General features: G+C 70.2%; 15 protein-coding genes. 3 read left to right on the top strand and 12 right to left on the bottom strand.

Annotation, left to right across the window (positions count from 1 at the left end):
* From Psi02_RS00395 to Psi02_RS00405, 3 genes are all read right to left on the bottom strand, one after another.
* Positions 1–379 (bottom strand): hypothetical protein (locus Psi02_RS00395; RefSeq protein ID WP_203970626.1); only part of this gene is annotated, 379 nt, incomplete at its 3' end.
* A gap of 447 nt (positions 380–826) precedes the next feature.
* Positions 827–1,537: an SMC-Scp complex subunit ScpB gene (gene scpB, locus Psi02_RS00400; RefSeq protein WP_203970627.1), complete on the bottom strand. Its 711-nt coding sequence runs from the start codon at positions 1,535–1,537 to the stop codon at positions 827–829.
* Positions 1,538–1,754: 217 nt separating this feature from the next.
* Positions 1,755–2,624, bottom strand: a complete 870-nt coding sequence (locus Psi02_RS00405; protein ID WP_203970628.1) for a segregation and condensation protein A — start codon at positions 2,622–2,624, stop codon at positions 1,755–1,757.
* A 710-nt stretch (positions 2,625–3,334) separates the two neighbouring features.
* Here Psi02_RS00405 and Psi02_RS00410 point away from each other — a divergent pair.
* The gene (locus tag Psi02_RS00410; RefSeq protein WP_203970629.1) at positions 3,335–4,318 is read left to right on the top strand and encodes a collagen-like domain-containing protein; all 984 of its coding nucleotides are present in this window, start codon (positions 3,335–3,337) and stop codon (positions 4,316–4,318) included.
* A gap of 168 nt (positions 4,319–4,486) precedes the next feature.
* On the opposite strand, the gene Psi02_RS00415 is transcribed toward Psi02_RS00410, so the two are convergent.
* Entirely contained in the window at positions 4,487–4,843 is a 357-nt protein-coding gene (locus tag Psi02_RS00415; RefSeq protein WP_203970630.1) for a winged helix-turn-helix transcriptional regulator, read from the bottom strand.
* A gap of 93 nt (positions 4,844–4,936) precedes the next feature.
* Here Psi02_RS00415 and Psi02_RS00420 point away from each other — a divergent pair, with 93 nt between their 5' ends.
* Entirely contained in the window at positions 4,937–6,061 is a 1,125-nt protein-coding gene (locus Psi02_RS00420; RefSeq protein ID WP_203970631.1) for an NAD(P)/FAD-dependent oxidoreductase, read from the top strand.
* Positions 6,062–6,277: 216 nt separating this feature from the next.
* On the opposite strand, the gene Psi02_RS00425 is transcribed toward Psi02_RS00420, so the two are convergent.
* The 4 genes from Psi02_RS00425 to pyrG form a co-directional block, all read right to left on the bottom strand.
* Positions 6,278–7,171 (bottom strand): ParA family protein, encoded by an 894-nt coding sequence (locus Psi02_RS00425; protein WP_373317230.1) that lies wholly within the window; start codon positions 7,169–7,171, stop codon positions 6,278–6,280.
* Between the two features lie 122 nt (positions 7,172–7,293).
* Positions 7,294–8,208: a site-specific tyrosine recombinase XerD gene (locus tag Psi02_RS00430; protein ID WP_239094480.1), complete on the bottom strand. Its 915-nt coding sequence runs from the start codon at positions 8,206–8,208 to the stop codon at positions 7,294–7,296.
* Positions 8,209–8,243: 35 nt separating this feature from the next.
* Positions 8,244–8,849, bottom strand: a complete 606-nt coding sequence (locus Psi02_RS00435; RefSeq protein ID WP_239094481.1) for an NUDIX domain-containing protein — start codon at positions 8,847–8,849, stop codon at positions 8,244–8,246.
* A gap of 2 nt (positions 8,850–8,851) precedes the next feature.
* On the bottom strand, positions 8,852–10,591 hold the full coding sequence (gene pyrG / locus Psi02_RS00440) for a CTP synthase (RefSeq protein ID WP_275409527.1): 1,740 nt from the start codon (positions 10,589–10,591) through the stop codon (positions 8,852–8,854).
* Positions 10,592–10,693: 102 nt separating this feature from the next.
* On the opposite strand from pyrG, the gene Psi02_RS00445 reads away from it, so the two are divergent.
* Complete coding sequence (locus tag Psi02_RS00445; RefSeq protein ID WP_203970633.1) at positions 10,694–11,425, top strand: acyltransferase; 732 nt, start codon at positions 10,694–10,696, stop codon at positions 11,423–11,425.
* A gap of 61 nt (positions 11,426–11,486) precedes the next feature.
* Here Psi02_RS00445 and Psi02_RS40600 read toward each other — a convergent pair whose 3' ends face one another.
* The 4 genes from Psi02_RS40600 to Psi02_RS00460 all read right to left on the bottom strand — a co-directional run bounded on the left by Psi02_RS40600 (position 11,487) and on the right by Psi02_RS00460 (position 22,648).
* Positions 11,487–11,615, bottom strand: a complete 129-nt coding sequence (locus Psi02_RS40600) for a hypothetical protein (RefSeq protein ID WP_275415115.1) — start codon at positions 11,613–11,615, stop codon at positions 11,487–11,489.
* 101 nt (positions 11,616–11,716) lie between these two features.
* On the bottom strand, positions 11,717–14,629 hold the full coding sequence (locus Psi02_RS00450; RefSeq protein WP_203970634.1) for an AfsR/SARP family transcriptional regulator: 2,913 nt from the start codon (positions 14,627–14,629) through the stop codon (positions 11,717–11,719).
* 128 nt (positions 14,630–14,757) lie between these two features.
* On the bottom strand, positions 14,758–15,522 hold the full coding sequence (locus Psi02_RS00455) for a DUF6193 family natural product biosynthesis protein (RefSeq protein ID WP_203970635.1): 765 nt from the start codon (positions 15,520–15,522) through the stop codon (positions 14,758–14,760).
* A 64-nt stretch (positions 15,523–15,586) separates the two neighbouring features.
* On the bottom strand, positions 15,587–22,648 hold the full coding sequence (locus Psi02_RS00460) for a polymorphic toxin-type HINT domain-containing protein (protein WP_203970636.1): 7,062 nt from the start codon (positions 22,646–22,648) through the stop codon (positions 15,587–15,589).
* Positions 22,649–22,661: the final 13 nt, after the last annotated feature.

Raw genomic sequence — 22,661 nt, forward strand, 5'->3', positions numbered from 1 at the left:
CGGTCATCGCGTCCGCGATCGGACCCACCAGGACCACGCCCGAAACCACGGTCAGACGCGCCAGACCCACGACCGAAACCGCGGTCGGAGGGGGCAGATCCACGGCTGAAGCCACGGTCATCGCGCCCACGCTCAGACCCACCAGGACCACGCCCGAAACCACGATCGGACGCACCGGAACCGCGGCCGAAACCACCGGACGGCCCAGACCCACGGCTGAAACCGCGGTCGGAGGGGGCAGACCCGCGGCTGAAGCCACGGTCATCGCGCCCACGCTCAGACCCACCAGGACCACGCCCGAAACCACGATCGGACGCGCCAGACCCCCGGCCGAAACCACCGGACGGCCCAGACCCACGGCTGAAACCGCGGTCGTCACTCCGGCCACCCCGGTCGTCCTGGCGGCGCTCGCCGCGGTCCGAGCGGGTGTCATCCGGCCGGCCGTACCCGCCGCGAGAACCGCCGCGGTCTGCTCGGAAGGAGTCGTGGTCGCCGCTCCTGAAGCGGTCCCGGTCCCCGCCAGGCCTGCCGTACGAGCCGGAACCGCCCCGGTCGCCTGAGTCGCCGGAGCGGGGGGCTCCGTCCCGGCGGGATCCGGCGTCCGGGCGGTAGCCGGAACCGGCGTCTGAGCGGGAGCCTCCGCGCCTGTCGCCCTGGGGGCGACCCTGAGATCCGCTCCGGAATCCGCCGCCCGATCCGCTTCTGGGCGAGTCTCCCGACCCTCTTCTGGCGTCGCCGGCACCGCGACCGGACCCGCCGGATCCTCCGCGCTGACCGGTGTTCCGGCTTCGACCGCGTCCATCACCGGACGGGGTAGGCCTGCTGTTCACTTCTGCTCCTCTAGGGTTTCCACGTTGTCCGGGAGGAAGGGGGCGAGTTCAGGAAGCTCTCCGAGCTCCTTCAGCCCCAGTCTCTCCAGGAAGTAACTGGTCGTCCGGTAAAGCACGGCCTGGCTCTCCGGGTCGACTCCGGCCTCTTCGACGAGGCCTCGCGCGAGCAGCGTCCGCATGACGCCGTCGCTGCTCACACCGCGAACCGCCGCCACCCTGGCTCGGCTCACCGGTTGCCGGTAGGCCACCACGGCGAGCGTCTCCAGCGCGGCCTGGGTCAGCCGGGCCTGCTGGCCGTCCCTGACGAACCGCTCCACCAGCGCAGCGCACTCCGCGCGCGTGTAGAAGCGCCAGCCGCCCGCCACTTCCCGGAGGTCGAAACCCCTTCCGGCGGCGGTGTATTCCGCGGACAGTTCGCGCAGGGCCGCAGTGATCTCGTTCGTCGGACGCTCCAGGACCTGGGCGAGCATGACGTCGGCCACGGGCTCGTCGACCACCATGAGGATCGACTCGAGCGCCGCGCCGAGGCTCGGCCCCGTGCCGGCGGGGTCCTGGTCGTCCCCGGGCGTCGCCGCGGCCTCGTCCGGCTCTTCCAGAACGTTCTCCACCGGGCTCTGGACGTCACCGACCGCGCCGGGAGCGCCGTCGGGCTCGTCCGGCACGTCCGCCTCGCGGCCGACGGGGTCGGGGGCGTCGCTGCGTTCCATAGCTCCTCGTTCGTCGTTCCGGAGGTCCGCCGTGTTCATGTTCATCGTGCCGCGGCCGGCCCTGATCATCCTGCCGTGGCTCACCCTCGTCGTTCCTGTCGTGGGCTCACCCTGATCATCATGCGGCGCGTCCTGTGCTCATCGTGCCGGAGGATCGCCGTGGTCGTCGTCCCGCGGAGCCGGTGCGGAGCCCACACGTGCGCCCGATCCTCCCGGGTCATTCATCCGGCCCGCCGGCGGCCTTGTCGTCCCCGGCTTCGCCGGTGCCGCCGCCCTTGCCCTCGTCGTAGTCGTCCCCGACGGAGACGTCACCGTCGTCGGCGCCCGTCCACGTCACGTAGAGGTCGCCCAGGGGCTCGAGTTGCTCGAAGGAGACCGCGGCCTCCCGGAAGAGCTCCAGGACGGCCAGGAAGCGGGCGACGGTCTCCCACGTCCCCGCGGAGTCGGCCGTCAGGGCCCGGAAGGTCGCCTTCTTCACCCGCCTCAGCCGCTCGACAAGGATAGCGGCCTGCTCGCGCACGCTGGCGAGCGGTTGGTACATGTGGCTCACCGAGACGGACGGCGGCTCCTTGGGCGTGAACGCCCTCGCCGCGATCTTCGCCAGCTGCTCGGGCCCGATGCCGAGGACGAGCTCGGGCAACAGGTCGGCGAACCGTTTCTCCAGGGGCACGGCACGCGGGAAACGCAGTGCCTCCTCCGCCATCCGGCCAGAGAAGATCTTGGCGACCTCCTTGTACGCCCGGTACTGGAGAAGGCGGGCGAACAGCAGGTCACGGGCCTCGAGGAGGGCGAGGTCCTCCTCGTCCTCCACCTCGCCGGTGGGCAGGAGCCTGGCCGCCTTCAGGTCGAGCAGCGTCGCCGCGACCAGAAGGAAGTGGCTGGTCTGGTCGAGGTCCCACTCCGGGCCCCGTGACCGGATGTACGCGATGAACTCGTCGGTGACCTTGTGCAGGGACACCTCGGTGATGTCGAGCTTGTGCTTGGAGATCAGGCCGAGCAGCAGGTCGAACGGGCCCTCGAAGACGTCCAGATGCACCTGGAAGCCTTCCTGCGCCGGGCTCTCCCGCTCGGTCTCCTGCTCGATCACGCTCTCATTGTCCCTCACACGGGGGACCGCTGCCGGAGGCCTGGGGAATCCGCCTCCACGGCCTGCGACGGCCGAACAAGTCCCCTTTCCCCGACTAACAACTCCATACGGGTTATTCAGACATCCCGTTGCCGGATAAAAAAGACCAGAACTCGCCAAATCCGGCGCATTGACGAACTTATACGGGCCGTAAATCGGTAGTACGCCCCCTTAATCGACAAACCAGGAGTGACATCCTCTTGTAATGAATTAGTGCTTGTGACTCAAGTATAGGAATCAAGGGCACCATTCCCCACGGAAAGCGTCGAGCAAACTCGAAGAATTTGGACAATTTCTCATCGTTGACGAACCCATTTATGCCCTGTTAACGAAGAAGGCGCATTGTCGCGACTATGGCCGGGTACCCCTTGTTCGCAGCCGCTGTAGCGGTTCATGGATTTGATTCTCTCGAATCACGAACGACATGGAATGCGATGACTTCTAGTAGTTACAGGCGCGCTTCCACTCCTGGTTCCGGTAGGAGCATCCGGGTGTTGGGGGTCGCGACGACGGCAATCGGCGCCATTCTGGCTCTCTCCTGCCAGACGCCGGCGAGTGCCGTAATCGGGGCGAAAAGCGCGACTTCCCTCCAGTCACGAGGTGACTTCGACAACCCTCGCGCGGCGCGCAACGTCATTCGTATTGCCGAAAGTTCACGGCATCTGACCCGAATGCTCGACGACGAAGACGACGGATGCCACGGACGGCGCTGCAGGGGCGGCGACGGTTTCGACGGCGGCGGCGGAGCGAGAGGCCCGCAGGGCCCGCCCGGGCCGCGCGGCCCCGGCGGTCCGCAGGGTCCTGGCGGCCCGCCCGGCTCCACCGGCCCGGCGGGTCCTGCCGGAACACCCGGAGCGACCGGCGCCACCGGCCCCCAGGGTCCCGCCGGTCCTGCCGGCGGCCCTCCCGGACCTCAGGGCCCCGCCGGACCGGCAGGCGCCCAGGGGCCCGCGGGCACACCGGGCGCCACAGGACCGGCAGGCCCTGCAGGCGCTCAGGGACCCGCCGGACCAGCGGGTGCGATCGGCGCGACGGGTGCCCAAGGCCCCGCCGGACCCGCGGGCGCCCAGGGCCTCGTCGGACCAGCCGGGCCTCAGGGGGCCGCGGGTCCCGCGGGTGCGACCGGCGCCACCGGCGCGACAGGCGCTCAAGGGCTTGTCGGACCAGCGGGCCCCGCGGGTGCGACCGGAGCGACAGGTGCGACCGGAGCCGCCGGAGCGACGGGCGCTCAAGGACCTGTCGGGCCGGCCGGACCCCAGGGCGTCGCCGGACCTCAGGGCCCGCTCGCGCCGCCGGCCAGCGTCGACACGACATTCCTGCTGCTGAGCAAGTTCATCGCGTCCGTCCAGAACGACGGCCGGACGTTCGTCCGCGACCCGCGTACGGATCCGCTCTGGCATGACCTTTCCACTCTGCCGGGGTACCCCCCGTCGGGCGCGCGCTCGGTCGGCACGACAGTGATCCTCGACGGTGTCGGCATCGCGTTCCTGCACGTGACGGTGGAGACAGCGACGGGCGGGATCTTCCAGACGGCGTGTAACGTCGGCATTCCGCTCCCACTCGGCGGGTTTCTCGCGCCAGGACAGCCTCTCGGGCCTCCGGCCTACCCGGCGAACTGCACGGCGTGGGTGGATCACACACCGCCGAACAACTGAGTTCGCGGAAAGACATTCGCGGAAAGACAACGAGTGCCGTGCCGGGCTGCCGCCCGGCACGGCACTCGCCGTTTCACGACACCGTTTCCACGGCGAATCCGCGGTCGACGGTGAATCACGACGCCGGCGGAAACCCGGGGACGGCGATCTCCGGAGGAACCGGGTCGCTCACGCCGTTTGGGCGGGAAGGTTCTCGCGCGCCCAGCGGGCGACCTGGTCCAGCGCGGGCATCAGCGCCTGGCCCCGCTCGGTCAGCTCGTACGACACCGTGACGGGCGGTCCCTCACAGACGGTGCGCGTGACGAGTCCCTCCTCGGCCAACTCCGACAGACGGTCGGAGAGCACCGAATCGCTCACTCCCCCGATCGCACGCGACAGCTCGCGGAATCCGGCGGGACCCGGCCGAAGGCAGCCCAGCACCACGGCGGTCCAGCGCTTCCCCAGAACCGAGAAGGCTCGCGTCAACGCGGCATCACCGCGCTCACAGCACTCCACCTCGGCGGGTGAGGGGGGTTCGGACGTCACGGAGGCCATCCTAGCCGGTTGCTTGCCACTTCGACTTTCCTAGCTGCTAGTCTTCGCATGGTCACCCGTAAATACCGAGTTAGGACAACCGTAATGACCGACAACACCGGCGGGCGCCCGAGCGTCGTCATCGTGGGCGGCGGATACGGCGGGGTCAACGCCGCCAAGGGCCTCGACGACGTCGCCGACGTGACCCTCGTGGACGCCAGCGAGATCTTCGTCCACAACGTCGCGGCATGGCGCGCCCTGGTCGAGCCCGTCTGGCTGGACCAGATCTTCATGCCCTACGACCGCCTGCTGACCCACGGGCGGTTCCTGCACGATCGCGCCGTGACCGTCGACGGCCGGCGCGTCACCCTGGCCTCCGGGAAGGAACTCGAGCCCGACTACCTGATCCTGGCGACCGGCTCGTCCTACCCCTTCCCCGCCAAGACCGACGCGCCGGATGCGGAGACGGCGAAGGCGAGGTTCCGGGGAGCGCACGAGGAACTCCTGCGCGCCGGGCGGGTGCTGCTGGTCGGCGCCGGCCCCACCGGCCTGGAGCTCGCGGGTGAGATCAAGGCGTTCTTCCCCGACAAACACGTGACGATCGTCGACATCGCATCCGACGTACTGCCCGGCCCGTTCGACCAGTCGCTTCGCGACGATCTCCGGCGCCAACTGGACGAGATCGGCGTCGAGGTCAAGCTCGGCAGCCGCCTGAGGGAGCTGCCGGACACCGCCCCCGCCACGTTCGGCGAGATCACGATCGCCACGGAGGACGGCGACAAGCTGACGGCGGACATCTGGTTCCGCTGCTTCGGCCTCACCCCGGAGTCGGGCTACCTGACGGGCTCCCTCGCCGAGACACGCGACGAGAGGGGCTACCTCCGCGTCGACGGGCACCTGCAGGTGATCGGGCACGACCGCGTTTACGCACTCGGCGACATCACCGACGCCGACCGCAACACGGCCGGTGGCGCGACCTACCAGGCGCAGCTGCTCGCGGCGAACCTCCGGACGCTGATCACCGGCGAGGGTGAGCTCGGCACGTGGCAACCGCTCCCGCCCATCATCGTCGTGCCGCTCGGCCCGGAGAAGGGTGCCAGCTGGATTCCCGGCGAGGACGGCGTCGCGAAGCTGGCCGGACCCGACGTGACCGCTGCGGTGAAGGGCAGCGCCATGCTGGTGGGCAACTACAGCGCGCTGTTCGACGGCCCCGGCGGCACGCAGTCCTGATCAAGCCGCTCAGGAGGACCGGGCCGCCATGGCGGCATGCGCTCCTGAGCGAACCGCTCCGTACGGCCGTGCCCGGCATTCGGTGACGTAGCCCGCGGAGCGCCGGGCAGAGGTGCTCCGCTCATGGGGCGCCTCGGCCCGGGCAGGGCCGGCCGAGCCAGGCAGGACCCGACACGCGTACGGTCCCGATGCGGGGGCTCGGAACCGGGCGTGACGTCAGACCCGCGAAGGCCACCGGACGAGCAGCTCACGAGCCAGCTCGCGGTAGGCGGTGGCACCCATGGAACCCGGGTCGAACTGGGTGATGGGCTCGCCGGCCAGGGTGGCGTCGGGGAACCGCACCGTCCGGTTGATGACGGTGTGGAAGACCTTGTCGCCGAAGCCCTGCATGATCGTCTGCAGCACTTCCCGCGCGTGCAGCGTCCGCGGGTCGTACATCGTCGCCAGCAGGCCGTCGATCTCGAGGTCCTTGTTCAGACGCTCCTGCACCTTGCCGATCGACTCCATCAGCAACGCGACGCCGCGCAGCGCGAAGAACTCGCACTCCAGCGGGATCATCACGCTGTCCGCGCAGGTCAGCGCGTTCACGGTGAGCAGGCCAAGGGACGGCTGGCAGTCGATGAGGATGATGTCGTAGTGCGGCAGGAGCGGCTCGAGCGACCGCTGCAGCGCGTACTCGCGCGCCACCTCGTTCACGAGCCTGATCTCCGCGCCGGACAGGAAGATGTTGCTCGGCAGCAGATCCATGCCCTCGACGGAGGTCTTGAGCAGCACGTCGTCGACCGTGACGTCCGGCTCCTCCATGATGAGGTCGTACATGGTCGACTCCAGCGGCCGCGGGTCGATGCCGAGCCCGACCGACAGGGCGCCCTGGGGGTCGAAGTCCACGAGCAGCACCCGCTGGCCCACCTCGGCCAGCGCGGCGCCCAGGTTGATCGTGGTGGTCGTCTTGCCGACGCCGCCCTTCTGGTTCACCATGGCGACGATCCGCGCGGGACCGTGCGTCTCCGGCGCTATCGGCTCCGGGAATACGGGGCGGGGGCGACCGGTCGGCCCGATCTCACCGCCGGGATTCCCCGCGGTCCACGTCGCATCTGTGGTCGCAGTCAACTGACGAACCTCCCTGATGGACCGAACCTGATCGAATTTAGAGCGTAGGACCCCATGCGGCAAGGCGGCGCGCCAGGGGCCCGCGATATTCAACGCCATATTGTGCGCGGAACCAAATGCGTTCAGTGCCGCGCCCGGGGATGGGCGGCGGCGTAGACCTCGCGGAGCCTGTCGACCGTCACAAGTGTGTACACCTGCGTCGTGGTGACCGACGCGTGGCCCAGCAACTCTTGGACAACCCTAACGTCGGCGCCTCCGTCAAGGAGGTGGGTTGCGAATGAATGCCGCAACATATGCGGAGAAACACCAGAAAGGCCCGCCCGCTCCGCCGCCGCCTGGAGGACCTCCCAGGCGCCCTGACGGGTCAGCCTGCCCCCCCGGGCGTTGAGGAACAGCGCGGGCGTCCCCCGGCCGTGAGCGGCGATCTGGGGCCTCGCCCGGACCATGTAGGCGTCCAGGGCCCCCCGGGCGAACCGGCCCAGCGGGACGATCCTCGATCTGCCGCCCTTGCCGCGCAGCCGCACCTGGTCGTGATCGGGCTCCTCGCGCGGGGAGACGTCGTCGACGGCCAGCCCGACCGCCTCGGAGATCCGCGCGCCCGTGCCGTACAGGACCTCCAGGAGCGCGCGGTTGCGCAGGGTCAGCGGCGCGTCCTCCGGGCCCGAGGCCGCGATGAGCAGCTCCACGTCCGCCACCGTGATCGCCTTCGGCAGCCTGCGCAGCTGCCGCGGCGGCCGGACCTCGTGCGCGGGGTCGTGACCGGTCACGCCCTCACGGACCGCGAAGCGGTGCAGGCCGCGCACCGCCGAGACCGCCCGGGCCGCCGAACTGGCGACCAGGGCGGGGTGCTCCGCGTCGCCCTCCCGCAGCGAGGCGAGGAAGGCGACCACGTCGGACTCGGTGATCTGAGAGAAGGACCCGACCCCCTGCGCCGCGAGATGATCGAGGTAGCGGCGCAGGTCACGGCGGTAGGAAGCGAGCGTGTTGGCAGCCAGACCCCGCTCCACCGCCAGGTGCGCGAGGTAGCTGGACAGCACCGCCTCCGGCTCGCTCAGGACGTCCCCCTACGGACTCATGCCTCCGGAGCGTCGGCGGGACGAAGGCCCTTGAAACCGTCGGCGGAAGCGGCGTACGCGGCGAGAATACCGGCGACGGCCGGAGAATTGTGGATCATCCCCGACAGGGCTTTCTCCACCGCGGCCCCCAAGGGGATCCAGATCGCCGGCATGTCGATCTCCTCGTCCTCCCGGACGAACTTGTTCTCCTCGTCGGACAGCGGCGTGACGTCACGTGCGAGGAAGACCCGGATGCGTTCGTCGCTCATCCCCGGCGAGGTGTACAGGTCCACCAGCGTGTGCCAGGTGCCCGCCCGATAGGCGGCCTCCTCGGCCAGTTCGCGCGCGGCACAGTCCACGAGCGGCTCGCCCGGCACGTCGCGGATGCCCGCGGGGAGCTCCCACAGCAGGCGGCGCGTCGGGTGCCGGTACTGGCGGATCAGCAGCACGCGGTCGTCGTCGTCCAGGGCGAGCACGGCGACCGCCCCCGGGTGGACGACGTAGTCGCGCTTGGCCACCGAACCGTCGGACATCCGCACCGCGTCGGTGCGCACGGAGATCACCCGCCCGGAGAAGTGCTCCTGCGAGCCGGTGATCTCCCAGGACTCCGCGGAGTCTTCCACGTTCACTTGCTGCGGCCTGCCTTCGCAACGGTCTCACGGACGTCGGCGTACACCCGGGCCGCCTGAACCAGTCCCTTGAACAGCGGGTGGGCCCGGGTCGGCCGCGAGCGGAACTCGGGATGGGCCTGGGTGCCGATGAAGAAGGGGTGCTGGTCGGCCGCCATCTCGGCGTATTCCACCAACCGGCCGTCGGGCGACAGCCCGGAGAACACCATACCGATCTTCTCCAGCCGGTCACGGAAGGAGTTGTTCACCTCGTAGCGGTGGCGGTGCCGCTCCTCCACCCTGGGCTTGCCGTACAGCTGGCGGGCGAGGGAGCCCTCGGTGAGCGCGGCCGGGTAGAGGCCGAGCCGCATGGTGCCGCCCATGTCGCGGTCGCCGGAGACGACGTCCTCCTGGTCGGCCATCGTCGAGATCACCGCGTCGGCCGTGTCGGGGTCGAACTCGGTGCTCCCCGCGTCCGCGATGCCCGCGAGGTTGCGGGCCGCCTCGATGACCATGCACTGCATGCCGAGGCAGATGCCGAGCAGCGGGATCTTCTGCTCGCGCGCGTGGCGCACCGCGCCGACCTTGCCCTCGATGCCGCGCACGCCGAAGCCGCCGGGGATGAGCACGCCGTCCACGCCGTCGAGCTCACGGGCGGCCCCCTCGGGGGTCTCGCAGTCGTCGCTCTTGACCCAGCGGATGTTGACCCGGGCGTCGTTGGCGAAGCCGCCCGCGCGCAGCGCCTCGGTGACGGACAGGTACGCGTCGGGCAGGTCGATGTACTTGCCGACCAGCGCGATCGTGACCTCCGTCGCCGGCCGGTGCACCCGGTGCAGGAGCTGGTCCCACTCCTTCCAGTCCACGTCGCGGAAGGGCAGGCCGAGCCGCCTGACGACGTACGCGTCGAGACCCTCCGTGTGCAGGACCTTCGGGATGTCGTAGATCGAGGCCGCGTCCACGGCGGACACCACGGCGTCCTCGTCCACGTCGCACATCAGGCTGATCTTGCGCTTGAGCGAGGTCGTGATGGGCCGGTCGGACCGGCAGACGATGGCGTCGGGCTGGATGCCGATGCTGCGCAGCGCGGCCACCGAGTGCTGCGTCGGCTTGGTCTTCAGCTCGCCGCTCGGTCCGATGTACGGCAGGAGCGACACGTGGAGGAAGAAGACGTTGTCGCGGCCGACCTCGTGACGCACCTGGCGGACGGCCTCCAGGAAGGGCAGCGACTCGATGTCGCCGACGGTCCCGCCGACCTCGGTGATGACCACGTCGACGTCCGGCCCGGCCATGCTCCGGATGCGATCCTTGATCTCATTGGTGATGTGCGGGATGACCTGGACGGTGTCGCCGAGATACTCGCCGCGGCGCTCCTTGGCGATCACGTTCGAGTAGACCTGGCCGGTCGTCACGTTGGCCGAGCCGTGCAGTTCGGTGTCGAGGAAACGCTCGTAGTGGCCGACGTCGAGGTCGGTCTCCGCGCCGTCGTCGGTGACGAACACCTCGCCGTGCTGGAACGGGTTCATCGTTCCGGGATCCACGTTGAGGTAGGGGTCGAGCTTCTGCATGGTGACCCGAAGGCCCCGCAGTTTGAGAAGGCGGCCAAGGCTGGAGGCGGTGAGCCCCTTGCCGAGACTGGAGGCGACGCCGCCGGTGACGAACAGATGCTTGGTCAGTGTTGGCCTGGAGTGGGCGTCGCTGCGCAAGAAGGGCTCCCGTGGTCGTTGACTTTGCTCGGCCGCCAAATCGGCGACCGCCATGCCACGGGCTCTCAGATTATCAAACGCTTGGCATGATTGGTGCCCCTACGTGCGCGAACCCACCATGGTCAAGGGCGCGACCAGGAGGTACCTTGTCCCGTTATGTCGATCGTGAAGCGCGCCGTGGGCCGATTGGCCCACCGGACATGGGCCTACCTGCGGGAGGCGGCCGCTCTCAGCCCCGGCTCCACAGGGGGTTACCGGTTCCGTCATCTCGGCGAGGGAGCGTGCGTGTCGTTCCCGCTCGGCGCGATCTTCGGTGAGGCCTGGATCGAGATCGGGGACCACACACTGATCGGGGAAAGGGTGTCGATCTCCGCCGGAATGGGCCCCGGCGTGGACCTCGGGCCCGACTCGATCGTGCGTATCGGCCGCGCCTGCTCCATCGGCAGGGGCAGCCACATCGTCGGGCACCAGTCGATCGACGTCGGCGACGACGTGTTCACCGGCCCGTACGTCTACATCACCGACCAGAACCACGTCTACGACGATCCCGAGACGCCCATCGGGCGGCAGTGGCCGCGCAACAATCCCGTCTCGATCGGCTCGGGCTCGTGGCTGGGGACGGGGGCGATCATCCTGCCGGGCACGCGCATCGGCCGCCAGTCGGTCGTCGCGGCCGGCGCCGTCGTCCGCGGCGAGTTCCCCGACCACTCCGTGATCGCGGGCGTCCCCGCCAAGATCGTCCGTCGGCACTCCCCCGAGCGGGGGTGGCACAGCCCCCTCCTGCCGGTCCTCCCGGAGGAACCGCAGGTCTTCGAGGCTCGTACGGCTCCCGCCTGGCCGGGCCCGCCGGCGACCCGGCCGACCATCGCCGGGGCCGGACCCTGCTGACCCCCGCCCTGATCGCCGGAGCGACCGGGCCGCGATGATCGCCCCGGCGGCGGGTGCGCCGTCAGCAGCAGCTGATGTACGGACTTTGCGCGGCCTCGTCGTGAGGTGTGGGCCCCGCTGCCACGACCCCGGCGATCACACCGGCGCCGATGAGGGCGGCCACCACGAAGTGCCTCAGGTATCTGCGCACAGCGCCTCCTGTCGAGATTGGATCAAGATAAATCGCATTATCTGACCAGAAGATCTCGAATGCACACCAAGATGTCGGAGAAGCTGACACAGCCGGTTCGGTCAGCCTCGGCCCAGGATCCTCGCCTGTTCCTCCAGCGCGCGCCGTTCGTCGTTCCGGTCGCCGGTGTCCCTGGCGATCCGCACGGCGTGGGCGATCTGCTCCGACGCCTCGTCCACGTCGCCCAGCAGCCGCGACGACCTGGCCAGGGCGACCAGGGTCTCCGACAACTCGAGACTCTGCGCGCACTCGCCGAACCTGGTCACGGCGTCTCTGAGCCGCCCGCGCGCCGCGGCGGCGTCCCCGCGGGCGAGGTCCGCCTCCCCCAGCCGCCTCAGCGTCATCGCCTCGTGCATGAGGTCTCCGGTCTCGCGTGACAGCTCCAGCGCCTCCCGCAGGACCGCGACGGCCTCAGCCAGGGTCCCGAGCGACGTGTGCGCCTCACCCGCCATGATCAGCGCGTACCGCTCGCCCGCCACGGAGCCGACGCGTCTACTGATGACGAGCTGCTGCTCGGCGAACCGCAACGCCTCGTCATGACGCTCCAGGAGGAGATGTGCGCTGGCGAGGTTACCGAGCGCCCGCATCTCGCCGAAGCCGTCGCCCAGTTCCCGGCACAGCTCGAGCTCCGCCTTGAGGCAGTCCAGCTCCGCCGCGTCGTCGTTGAGTGCGCGGTAGGCCATCGAGAGCATGGACAGGGCCTGCGACTCACTCACGCGGTCCCCGAGACGGCGGGCGGTCTCCACCGAGGCGGCGCCGAGCGCGCGCATGTCGTTGCGGTATCTGTGCGCGGCGGGGTGCCATCTCAGGTTGAGCGCGATCGCGAGCGCGAGGCGGGCGGTGCCCTCGTCGGCATCCCAGGCCTGCTCGGCGATCGACAGGAGGTTGGGCAGCTCCCGGTCCAGCCAGCGCTCGGCGTCCTCCCGGCCGCGTAGAGCCAGCGGCGCCTGTGGCACGGCGGGCATGGCGGCGTGCTCTCGATGGGGCTCCACCAGGCGCACGGCCGCTCCCGTGGTGGCGAGGTGGAAGCCGAGCACACGGCGTAGCGCCGCGATCCGCTCCGCCGGCTCGATCTCCAGTGCCCGCTCCTGCGCGAACAGCCGGATCAGGTCGTGCATGGTGTAGCGGTCGGGTACCGGTCCATCGACCAGCCGGGCGTCGAACAGCCTCTCGATGATCTCTTCGGCGATCCGGGGCTGCGTGTCGAGCAGCGCGGCCACCACCTCCAGACCCACGTCCGGCACCCGCAGCAGCCCGATCAGGCGGAACGCCCGCGCGGCCTCGCGCTCAACGGCCTGCCCACTGGCGGCCAGCGCCGTGTAGCTGACGGCGATGCTGCCGCGGACGCCGGCCTCGCCGCTTCGCAGCTCGTCCAGCCGCCTGCTCTCGTCCTCCAGACGTTCGATGAGCATGTCGGCCGACCAACCGGCCCTCCCGGCAAGCCGCGCACCGGCGACGTGCAGGGCCAGGGGGAATCCGTCACAGAGGACGGCCAGGCGCTCGACGGCCTTCTCGGAGTGCTCGACGCCGCCGGACCGGAACCGCCGTACGAGCATCATGACGGCCTCGTCCCGCGGCAGGGGCCCGAGGTTGACGTGCGAACCGGGAGCGGCGCGCGCCAGGCTCTCGCGAGACGTCAGCAGGATGGTGGACCCCGCGGTCATCGGCAGCAGGGGCTCGACCTGCGAGATCGAGAAGGCGTCGTCCAGGAGGAGCAGGACCCGCTTGTCGTGAAGCATCGTGCGCAGGGCCGACGCGGCCTCGTCGGCGTCCGGGGGGAGGTTCGCCTCCGGCATGCCGAACGTCCGCAGGAGCCGGCCGATCAGTTCCTCCGTGTCGAGTCGCCGCACTCCGGGCATGGCGCCGCGGAGGTTGACGTACACCTGCCCGTCGGGGAAGAGCGACATGGCCCGGCGCGCAGCGCGCAGCGCCAGAGCCGACTTGCCCGTTCCAGGGGGACCGCAGATGGCCACCACGGGCGCGGGCGCCGACCCGTCCGGCGGGGCCAGCCACGAGGTCAGCCGGGTGAGCTCCTGTTCCCGGCCGACGAAGTGGGGCACGTCGGAGGGGAGCTGCCTCGGCACCGCCGGGGGCGGACTCGCGGCGTCATCCCGCCCGGCCGCGGGTCCGCCGGTGCGGCTTCCGTCATCGGTGCCCGCCGGGACGTCGTCCGTGGCTGGAGCGCCGCGACCCGACCCGGAGGGTCCGTACGGCGACGCCAGGATGAGATCGGGATCCGCGGCGAGGATCCGCTGGTGGAGCCGCTGAATGGAGTGGGCGGGCTCGACTCCCAGGTCCTCGACCAGGCGTCGCCTCAACTCCTGGAAGGCCGCGAGCGCGTCCGCCCGCCTCCCGTCACGTGACAGGGCGAGCATCAACTCGCCCCACGGCCGCTCTCGCAGCGGGTGGTCGCGGACCCACGCGCGCAGCGGGCTGATCATCTCGGCGTGCATGCCGAGGTCGAGCCGCGCCTCGGCCCAGTCCTCGAACACACTCAGCCGTTCTTCCCGCAACTCCGTGGCGACCTGCTCCAGGGCCAGGGTCATCGGCACGTCCTGGAACGGGTCGTCACGCCACAGCAGGAGAGCGCGCTGGAAGAGCGCCTCGGCCCTGGCCCCCTCGCCGGACTTGAGCGCGGCCCTGCCCCTTGCCGCGAGGTCGGTGAAGGCGCCCAGGTCTAGCTCGCCCGGCCGTACGGCGAGGCGGTAGCCGTCCCCCGCCGTCTCGATGGGCGAGGCCTCGCCGGAGGGGGACAGCAGCCGGCGCAGGTCGGAGACATAGGTCTTGAGGTTGCCGCGGGCGGACGCGGGCGGGGTCCCGTCCCACAGGTGCTCCACGAGCCGGTCGGCGGGCACGACCCTGCCCCCGGCCACGAGCAGCGCGACGAGAACCTGGCGGTGCTTGGGACGTACGACGTGGATCTCCCGGCCCGTGTCGTCACGGACCCGGACAGGACCGAGGAGCCGGTACTCCACGCGGCCTCCGGCGATGAGGCGATAAGTCGTGAAACGCCTCAGATCCTAGGCATCCGCCCCTCCCACAGCAAGATCAGCAGGTCGCGACGCGGCGATCTCGTCAGCGCCGGCTCGGTGGGGCCACGGCATCAGGGAAGATACGAGACAAGCGTTTCCAGTGCCTCCTCGAGTGACCCCACCTGCTTCCTCGATTCGCTCGAATCGGTGGACAGGACTCTGTACGTCCCGCGGGGCAACGGCGATATCCAGACCTCACCCATGGTCCTGTCCCACGGGTCATTCGCGAGACGCAGGGTTCCATGGCTGACATACGGCATCAGCTTCCGCAGCCGATCATTCGAATGGACGGCTCTGAGTAGATCCATAACCTCGGCGAGCCCGTCGTCTCCGAGGAGGAGGCTCCATTGAACCCCGACCGGGTCTCCGCGCTCGTATCCTCGCGCCAGGGCGCTCGTAGACATGAACGGAAAGCGGGTCACCAACTCGTCCAGGGTGAGGCCGCGGCGCCACGCCTCCGCCATCGAGACGACGGCATCGAGTTCGGCGGTCCCACCGCTCGCCCACAAATGCACGTCGCCGCCGATGCTGATGGAGAACTTGCGCACCTCGGCGCCGAGAAGGATTCTGATCGTGCCGCGGTCGGAACCGATCGCGGCGCTGTTGAACCGGCCGGTGAGCGGCTCGGTCTCTATCTCCCCCAGGTCGACGTGAGCGTCCGCCGCGCCGGCGCGCAAAGCGGGGGCGAGGCCGCCTGACTCGACGAGGTCCGGGTAGAGACCGGCGTCGAGGACCTCCGACACCTGCGGGGCGGCGTGCCCGCTTCCATCCGTTGTCACAGGAAACACCACCTCAGAACGGTTCCCCTCGGGGATGGATGCTATCTCGTGAGGCACGCCCGGCCTTCTGCGAAGACCGTCGGGAGCCGGGCGTGCCTTTCGGCTGTTCGGAAGAGACCGCTCAGAAATGGAAATCTCTCAATGCGCCCCCGAATGACGTCCAGTCCGGCTCCGCGACACTCAGGAGATCACCGGCGTCATCGTAGAACTTGACGGAACTCCATGGCCGGCGTCCGTTGGCGACGGCTCTTGAGATCCATCCCATTTCCTCTTCGGTCGCCAGGGGGTTCACGTCCTTCACCCGCCCGAGCCCTCTCATGGCCATGTCCTTGAAGCCACCCGAGAAGCCCTTCGTAGAGACGTGCAGATCGATGCTGCCGTCGCCGATCGCCTTTTGCACGGGCGCCCGCCACTCGTCCACGCCAAGATTCAGGAAGTGCTTGAGACCTCTATTTTCCGCGAACTGCCGGAGCCCCTGATTCTGGTATCCCAACGCGACCCCGCAGTTGTGGACCAGGACCGGGGTCGTGCCGGCGAGGACGTAGAAGGAGTGGAAATCCTTGACGGTGAGGTCGTGGACCAGGGGGTGGCCCTGGGCAACGGCCGCGGAGACGACATGAAGGGTTCTGCCGTCGGGAGTCCGGACGGTGTCGGCGGAGGTCAGCTCGTCGGCCCGGACCCAGGTCTGATCCTCGGCATCCCAGAACAGGTGGTGCTCGGTCGCGAGGATGACGCCGGTGGCGTCGCCCTTGGCGCCGTCGGTGTCGACGGTGACCTGGACCAGGCCGACGTAGCCGACACCGGAGTAGGCCGCGAGGACGACCTTGGCCACGGTCTTGCCCGTCGCCGGATCCGTCGCCAGGACCTTGTCGCCGGGCCTGACCTTCTCGATCGCCTTGGTCGTGCCGTCGGCCAGCTTCACCAGGGTGCCGGCGACGAAGCTGTTGCAGCCGGACTTGCTCGAGCCCGCGCGCGGGCCTCCCCCGGCGCCCTTGGCCGCCGCCCCCTCCGCCGCTTCAGCGCCCGCCGCGGCGTCCTCGGCGGCCCCGCCGGCGCGCCCGACCGCCGCTCTGACCTTGCCGGCGGCCTTGCTGACGGCTCCGCTGACGACTCTGCCCGCCGCGGTCGTGGCCAGCTTGCCCATGGCGGCGGCGACGGCCTTGCCGGCGGCTCCGCCCGCCGCTCCGATGACGGCTCCGACCGCGGCCGCCTTGAACGCGCCGCCGGCGCTCCACTCGTCCCGTGGCGTGGAGACCAGGTAGCCGGCGAGGTTGCCGGCGGCTCCGCCGGCCGCCGCGCAGCCGATGCTGCCCGCCCCGCCGGTGGCCGCCTCGCAGCCGATCGTGACGACGATCGAGACGGTGACGCTGACGATGGTCGCCTTGTGCTGGTTCCAGAAGGTGTGGGCCTTGCAACCGAAGTCCCACCGGCCGCAGTGCGGCGGGTTGTACGGCGCCGGGGGGTTGTAGTCGGGGTGCGGCGTGTGCTTTTTGCCGCCGCCACCACCGAAGTTCTCATTGTCGTAGTCGCAGTGGTAGGCCGTGCAGAACGGGCCGTCCTCCGGCCGCATCCCGGAGGGGTCGGACTTCACGACCGGGCTGTTGTCGGCGTAGGCGTAGCCGTTCCAGCTCTGCGGATCGGAGGTGTCGAAGACCGGGTCGACGGAGATGAACCGGCCGGTCTCGGCGTCGTACTCGCGAGCGCCCAGATGAGTCAGCTCGGTGCTCTGGTCGATGGTGCCGCCGACGAAGCCTCGCTCCCCCGGCCAGGACGCCGGCGCGGGGCCGCGTAACTGCCCGAAGGGGGTGAACCGGCGCCGGGTGGCCGCCTGAGCGGCGGTGTCGTCGACCGAGGTGTCGGCGCTGCCGTGCGAGTCGGCGCCGAGCCAGGTCAGGCCCTTGGCGGTGCGCGCGGCGATGGTCTGCCCGGCGTGGGAGTAGTAGCGGGTCGCGGTCTTCGCGCCGCTCTTGTCGAGCCGGATCTCCATCCCCGCGACGTACAGGGTGGTGGAGGTGGGGTCGCGGCGGATGAGCCGGTCGCCTCCGGCGTCGTAGACGTACGTGCTGACGCCTGAGGGGTCGGTGGATTGGGCGAGGTGGCCCTCCACGTCCCAGTCCAGGGTCCGGCCGGCGCCACGCTCGGTCGTGTTGCCCGCGGCGTCGTAGTCGTAGGTGTCGGTCTGCCCGTCGCGGGCGCCGCCCTTGAAGGAGACCGACGTCAGCGTGTGCGGCTGGGGCTTGCCGGCGCCCGCGTAGGTGAAGGTCTTGGCGGTGTCACCGGCCGGGTCGTGGTCGACCTCCTTGGTCCGGTTGCCCACGGTGTCGTAGGAGAAGGACTGCCAGTACGGCGCGGGGCCGCCGACGGCCGCCTGGGAGGGGGCGTCGCACCCGCCGGTGGTGGTCCAGGCCTCGGTGAGGCGCTGGAGGTAGTCCTGCTGGAAGCACTGGACGTCCGGCGACTGGCCTGAGGGAGTGTCGGCGATCTTGGTGATGTTGCCGGAGTCGTCGTAGGTGTAGTTGGCGTCGGCCACCGAGATCGGGGCGGTCTCCCGTTCGTACAGGGAACGGGTGAGCCGGTTGGTGCCCTCCTCGTAGAAGTTGGTCTCCTTGACCCGCTTGCCGCCCGTCGACATCGTCATGTCGAGGACCTGGCCGAGCTTGGAGTACGTCGTCGAGGTGACGTAGTCGGTCAGGCCGCGTGTGGTGGTCGGGTCGCCCAGTTCGTCGTAGCCGTACAACATCGTCTCGCCGAGCAGGCCACCCGCGCCGGGCAGGACCGTGCGGCGGACGGTGCCGTCGGGGTTGTAGTCGGTGCTCGTCTTGTACGTGCCTTGCAGCGCCCCCTCGGAGGCCGGGATGACCGTCTGGGTCTTGGTCGGCCGGTAGGCGTCGTCGTAGGCGGTGACGGAGCTGACGTAGGCGTCCAGCGCTCCCGTGGCGGAGTTCTTGACGTACCGGGTGGAGGAGACCGGCTGACCCTTGACGGCGGTTCCGTCGGCCAGCGTGTCGAAGGTCCACTCCGCGAGCTTGGTGCCGCTCGTGGAGGTTCCCGCGTACTCGGCGGTCTTGCGGCCGAGGGTGTCGTAGGTGACGTACAGGCTCTGCCCGCGGGCGTCGGTCACCGTCTGGAGCCGGTCGGTCGTGTCGTCGTACGTCAGCGTCGAGGTGCCCTTGTCGGGGTCGTCGACCTGGTTCATCCGGCCGCGCAGGTCGTAGTGGTAGGTCCATACGCTGCCCGCGGTGTCGGTGACCGTGGCGGGCTGCCCGGTGCGCGTGTAGGTGTACTTGGTGGCGTCGTAGTCGCCGGACGGGCCGTCGCCCTTGTACTGCCGGACCTCGGTGGTCTCCCCCTGCGCGTTGACGATCTCGGTGACGGGGGTCGAGCCGGGCGGCGGGTCGACGCTGGTCCGGTCTCCGCCGTAGGTCGTGGTGGTGCGCCACTGCTCGCTGCCGCGCTTGCGGAAGACCTCCGCCGTGGGCCACTCCATGCCGTTGTAGACCGTGACGGTCTGGCCGGGCACGTCGTCGTCGCTCTCCGGAGTCGACAGCGTGGTGCCCGGCGTTCCCTCGGTGTAGTAGGCCTGGTCGGTCTTGGCCACCAGGCCGCGGGTGTCGTAGAAGGTTCCGTCGACCACCCGTCCGCCGCCGGGCGCGGGCTGCTGGGTCTGGCGCTGCCGGAGCAGGCCGTCGTACAGCGCGTATCCCGTGGTGTAGCCGGCGCCGTCGTTGCGCAACGTCGAGGTGGAGACGGCGGTCGGTCCGTCGGTGCGGATCAGGTAGTCGAACTTCATGTTCGGGACCGAGGGGTACGCCGACTTGGCGTGACCGGGCATCCAGACGCCGGTCAACCGGCCGAGGGGATCGTAGGCCATCTCCGCGCGCTTGCCGTTGGGGTCGGTCGTCGCGGTGGCCAGACCCCAGGCCGGCTCGATCTGGGTCGTGCTGGCGAAGCCGAGCGCGTTGGTCTCCTGCTTGGACGTCGCCAGGCCGGTGGCCGGGGTGTAGGACGTCCTCGTCGTGGCGCCGGTGGCGTCGGTGACCACCAGCGGCCGGCCGTACACGTCGAAGGTGGTGCTCCCGGCGGTGGCGTACACCGGGCCGCCGTTCCATGAGCCGAGCTTCTCGGTCTTGGTCACGTCGCCCTTGGTGGGCGCGACGCCGAACGCCTTGCCGTCGTAGTACCTGCGCACGTCGGAGACCACGTCCGCCGGGCGGTTGGGGGTATCCGTGCAGGCCTTGGTCACCGTCTCCACGCGGGTGGCGTAGGAGACCATCCATCTGGCGGAGTCCCGCGCGTACGTGGTGCGCACACACTGGTCGTCATCGGGTACGGCCACGTCACCCAGGTCGCTGACCTGCGTCGCCAGCCCGTCGCCGTTGTAGCCGGTGTCGACCTCGGTGCGCCGCCAGCCTCCGGAGGACAGGGCGGTGCGCGCGTGCTCCTCGTCGCCGCGCACCATGTTCGCCGTGGTGGTGCCCCAGGAGCGCACCCGCTTGGCCGTCTGCTTGACCCAGTAGCCGCTGATCGTGCCGGTCATCGCCGGTCCGCCGGGGCCGTCGTAGTGGATCTCCTCGAGGACGCGCCCCTGGAGCGCCTCGGCGTCGTCGATGGCGGCGCCTTCGGAGTCGGCGACCTTCACATCTCTGGTGCCGCCTCCGGACAGTTCGTCGCCGTCCATGCCGCGGAAGTAGGTGAACTCGGCCTGCGACCGAGTCTCGCCGGGGGCTCCGCGGATCACCCGCACCTTGCCGTAGCCGCGCCACTGCGACCAGGTCTTGTACTTCTCCTTGGTCAGCCCGTCGTCGTCATCGTGATGCCAGGCGCCGCCGCCGAGGTACTCGTAGGTGTCCAGCACGTCCGGCGCGCCGCCCGTACGGTCGATCTGCTGCACCTGGGTGACCACGTACTTGTGGAACCAGTCCAGCTTGGGCGTGATCGCGCCCTCCGGGGACCAGTACTGCGGATAGCACCGCCGCGTGTTCGAGTCGGGGGCGGGCGTGTCGCCGGCCACGCAGTCGGGGTCGGAGTAGGTGACCGACAGAGCGCCGCCGGTCTCGTTGTCGATCGCGGAGATCCGCCACTTGGTGAGGGGCGGCCGCCCCTCGATCGCGTCGACCCGGTTGGGCATCTGCACCCCGGCGAACCTCACCTGCGGCACCGACGCCGTCCCGCCGACCTTGCCGGAATGGTCGATCCCCGCCAGCCAGAGCGTCGCGGCCGTACCGTCACCGGGGGCGCGCATCTCCTGGTTCAGCGTCCAGGTGTCCACGTCCTTGTAGGTGGTGCCGGAGGTCAGCACCTGGGTGGTGACGCCGGCCAGGCGCTTGCGGGTCCAGAACGTCGGCGAGTACCTGTCGAGACACTTGTCGCCGGAGTCGCAGTTCTGGTCGTACGGCACGTCCGGCCAGTACTTGGCGTTGTCCTTGGTGAGCTTGTCGGCCGCGCAGTCGAAGCTCGAGGTCGGGATACACCGCTCCTTGGCGTCGAAGACCACACGGTCGGGGGCCGAGGAGGAGAACACGGCGTCGGACCGCTGCCCGTAGTCGATGCGCTTGAGGTAGCCGCCACGGGTGTAGACGGTCGGCGTGCCGTTGGGCTGCCCGTCGGTCAGCGTGGTGACGTCGCGCCGGTAGTAGTTGGTCTCCGGGGCGTACCAGAAGGTGCTGACGGTGCCGTGCGGGTCCACGACGTAGTCGAGGTTCCACCGCCACGCCTGTTGGCACCAGGAGTCGGAGAAGGCGGCCTTGTGACACGGCTCCCCGTCGTCGTCGCCGAACACCGGCACCGTCCAGGTCGACTGGGTCTCCGGCTTGCCGCTCGTCCAGCCCGGCAGATGGTTCAGCCCGAAGTAGTACTGGGTGCCGTCGGGGGTGGTGACCCGCCAGTGCTCGCCCCCGTTGGCGCCGTTGTCGGCGTCCTTCAGCTTCTCGACCTTGGACCCGTCGTCGTCCTGCGGCTGCCACGTGCCGGTCGCGTCGTCGCGGACCAGCTCGGTCGCCTGGCCGTTCAGGGACAGGGTGGCGTTGTCGTTGCCCCAGCACTGGTCGGACCGCTTGGGCGTGACGCCGTCGTCGGCGCACTGCTTGTACTTGCGCTCGATGAAGCCGGGCCAGTAGTCGAAACCCTCGCCGATCCACGAGGCCTGGTTGTTGGTGGCCACGGTGCGGCCGTCGACGCTTCCGGAGGAGTACGCGAGGTCGATGGAGGGCGCCGGCCCGCCCGGGGTGGGCGGCATGCGCAGCGGATAGGACCAGGAGAAGGCGCCGCTCTGCTCGCTGACGCCCCACGTCGCCGACGCCGACAGGGCGGTCGCCTCGTAGGAGCCCGCCGAACCGGACGGCGCGGCCTCGGCGGCAAGTGTCATCGGGGCCGCCGAGGCGACGTCCACGTCGGCGTCCAGACGGCCGGTCCTGGTGTCGTTGCGGGTCGCCAGCGGCGTGCGGGTCTGGCATTCGGGCCGGTCGGGGGTGATCGCCGCGCATTCGGGCAGTTTGACCAGCCGGAGCCGGGAGCCCCAGTCGCCGCCGTAGGCGTACCGGAACCCCGAATAGTCGACCTCGACCGCCATACGCGCCGCGGTGGCCGGCCTGGCCTGGGGCGTCAGCCGGATGCCGAGACCGTCGATCCGCGACCTCGCCGCCGTTCGCGCGTCCAGCGTCCGCACCTCGATGGGCGGCGGCGCGGCGGGAACGGCGGTGGGAGACGTGGCGCCGGCCGGTCCCCGCCGCCCGGCCGGAGCCTCGTCGCTCCCCCGCGCGGCCGGCGTCGCCTGGCCCAGCCATACCGGCAGCCCCCCGGCCTTGACCTTCGTGCCGCCGCCCGCCCCAGCCGCCGGCGGCCGCGCGTCCTGCTTCGCAGCCGGCGGCCCGGCCGGGGTCGCGCCATCCGCCGTCGGAGTCACGACGGAGGGCGAGGTGGGATCGGGCTGGGGCAGGTTCACCACCGCGGCGCCGGCCGCCGGCCAGGTCACCGGTGGCGCGCCCTTCAGGTCGTACGCCGCCCCCGGGTCCGTCACGGGCCCCCGTGCCTTGACGGCGTGGCCGGGAACGGGATGTTGCTCCTGGGCCTGATGCCACCCCGGGTCGGCGGCGGCCTCGGCGGTGACCGGGCTGAGCAACGCGGCGGGCACCACGACGGCGAGCATTCCGGCGATCAGCTTCCAGCCTCGCCTTGAACCGGGCACGGTTTCCTCCGGG

Origin of the sequence: Planotetraspora silvatica, assembly GCF_016863315.1 — a bacterium.
GTDB lineage: Bacteria > Actinomycetota > Actinomycetes > Streptosporangiales > Streptosporangiaceae > Planotetraspora > Planotetraspora silvatica.

What these genes read in the sequence shown, in the direction of transcription:
- scpB (WP_203970627.1), bottom strand. Translation starts at nt 1,537, where the DNA reads ATGGAACGCAGCGACGCCCCCGACCCCGTCGGCCGCGAGGCGGACGTG.
- Psi02_RS00410 (WP_203970629.1), top strand. Translation starts at nt 3,335, where the DNA reads ATGCTCGACGACGAAGACGACGGATGCCACGGACGGCGCTGCAGGGGC.
- Psi02_RS00420 (WP_203970631.1), top strand. Translation starts at nt 4,937, where the DNA reads ATGACCGACAACACCGGCGGGCGCCCGAGCGTCGTCATCGTGGGCGGC.
- Psi02_RS00445 (WP_203970633.1), top strand. Translation starts at nt 10,694, where the DNA reads ATGTCGATCGTGAAGCGCGCCGTGGGCCGATTGGCCCACCGGACATGG.
- pyrG (WP_275409527.1), bottom strand. Translation starts at nt 10,591, where the DNA reads ATGGCGGTCGCCGATTTGGCGGCCGAGCAAAGTCAACGACCACGGGAG.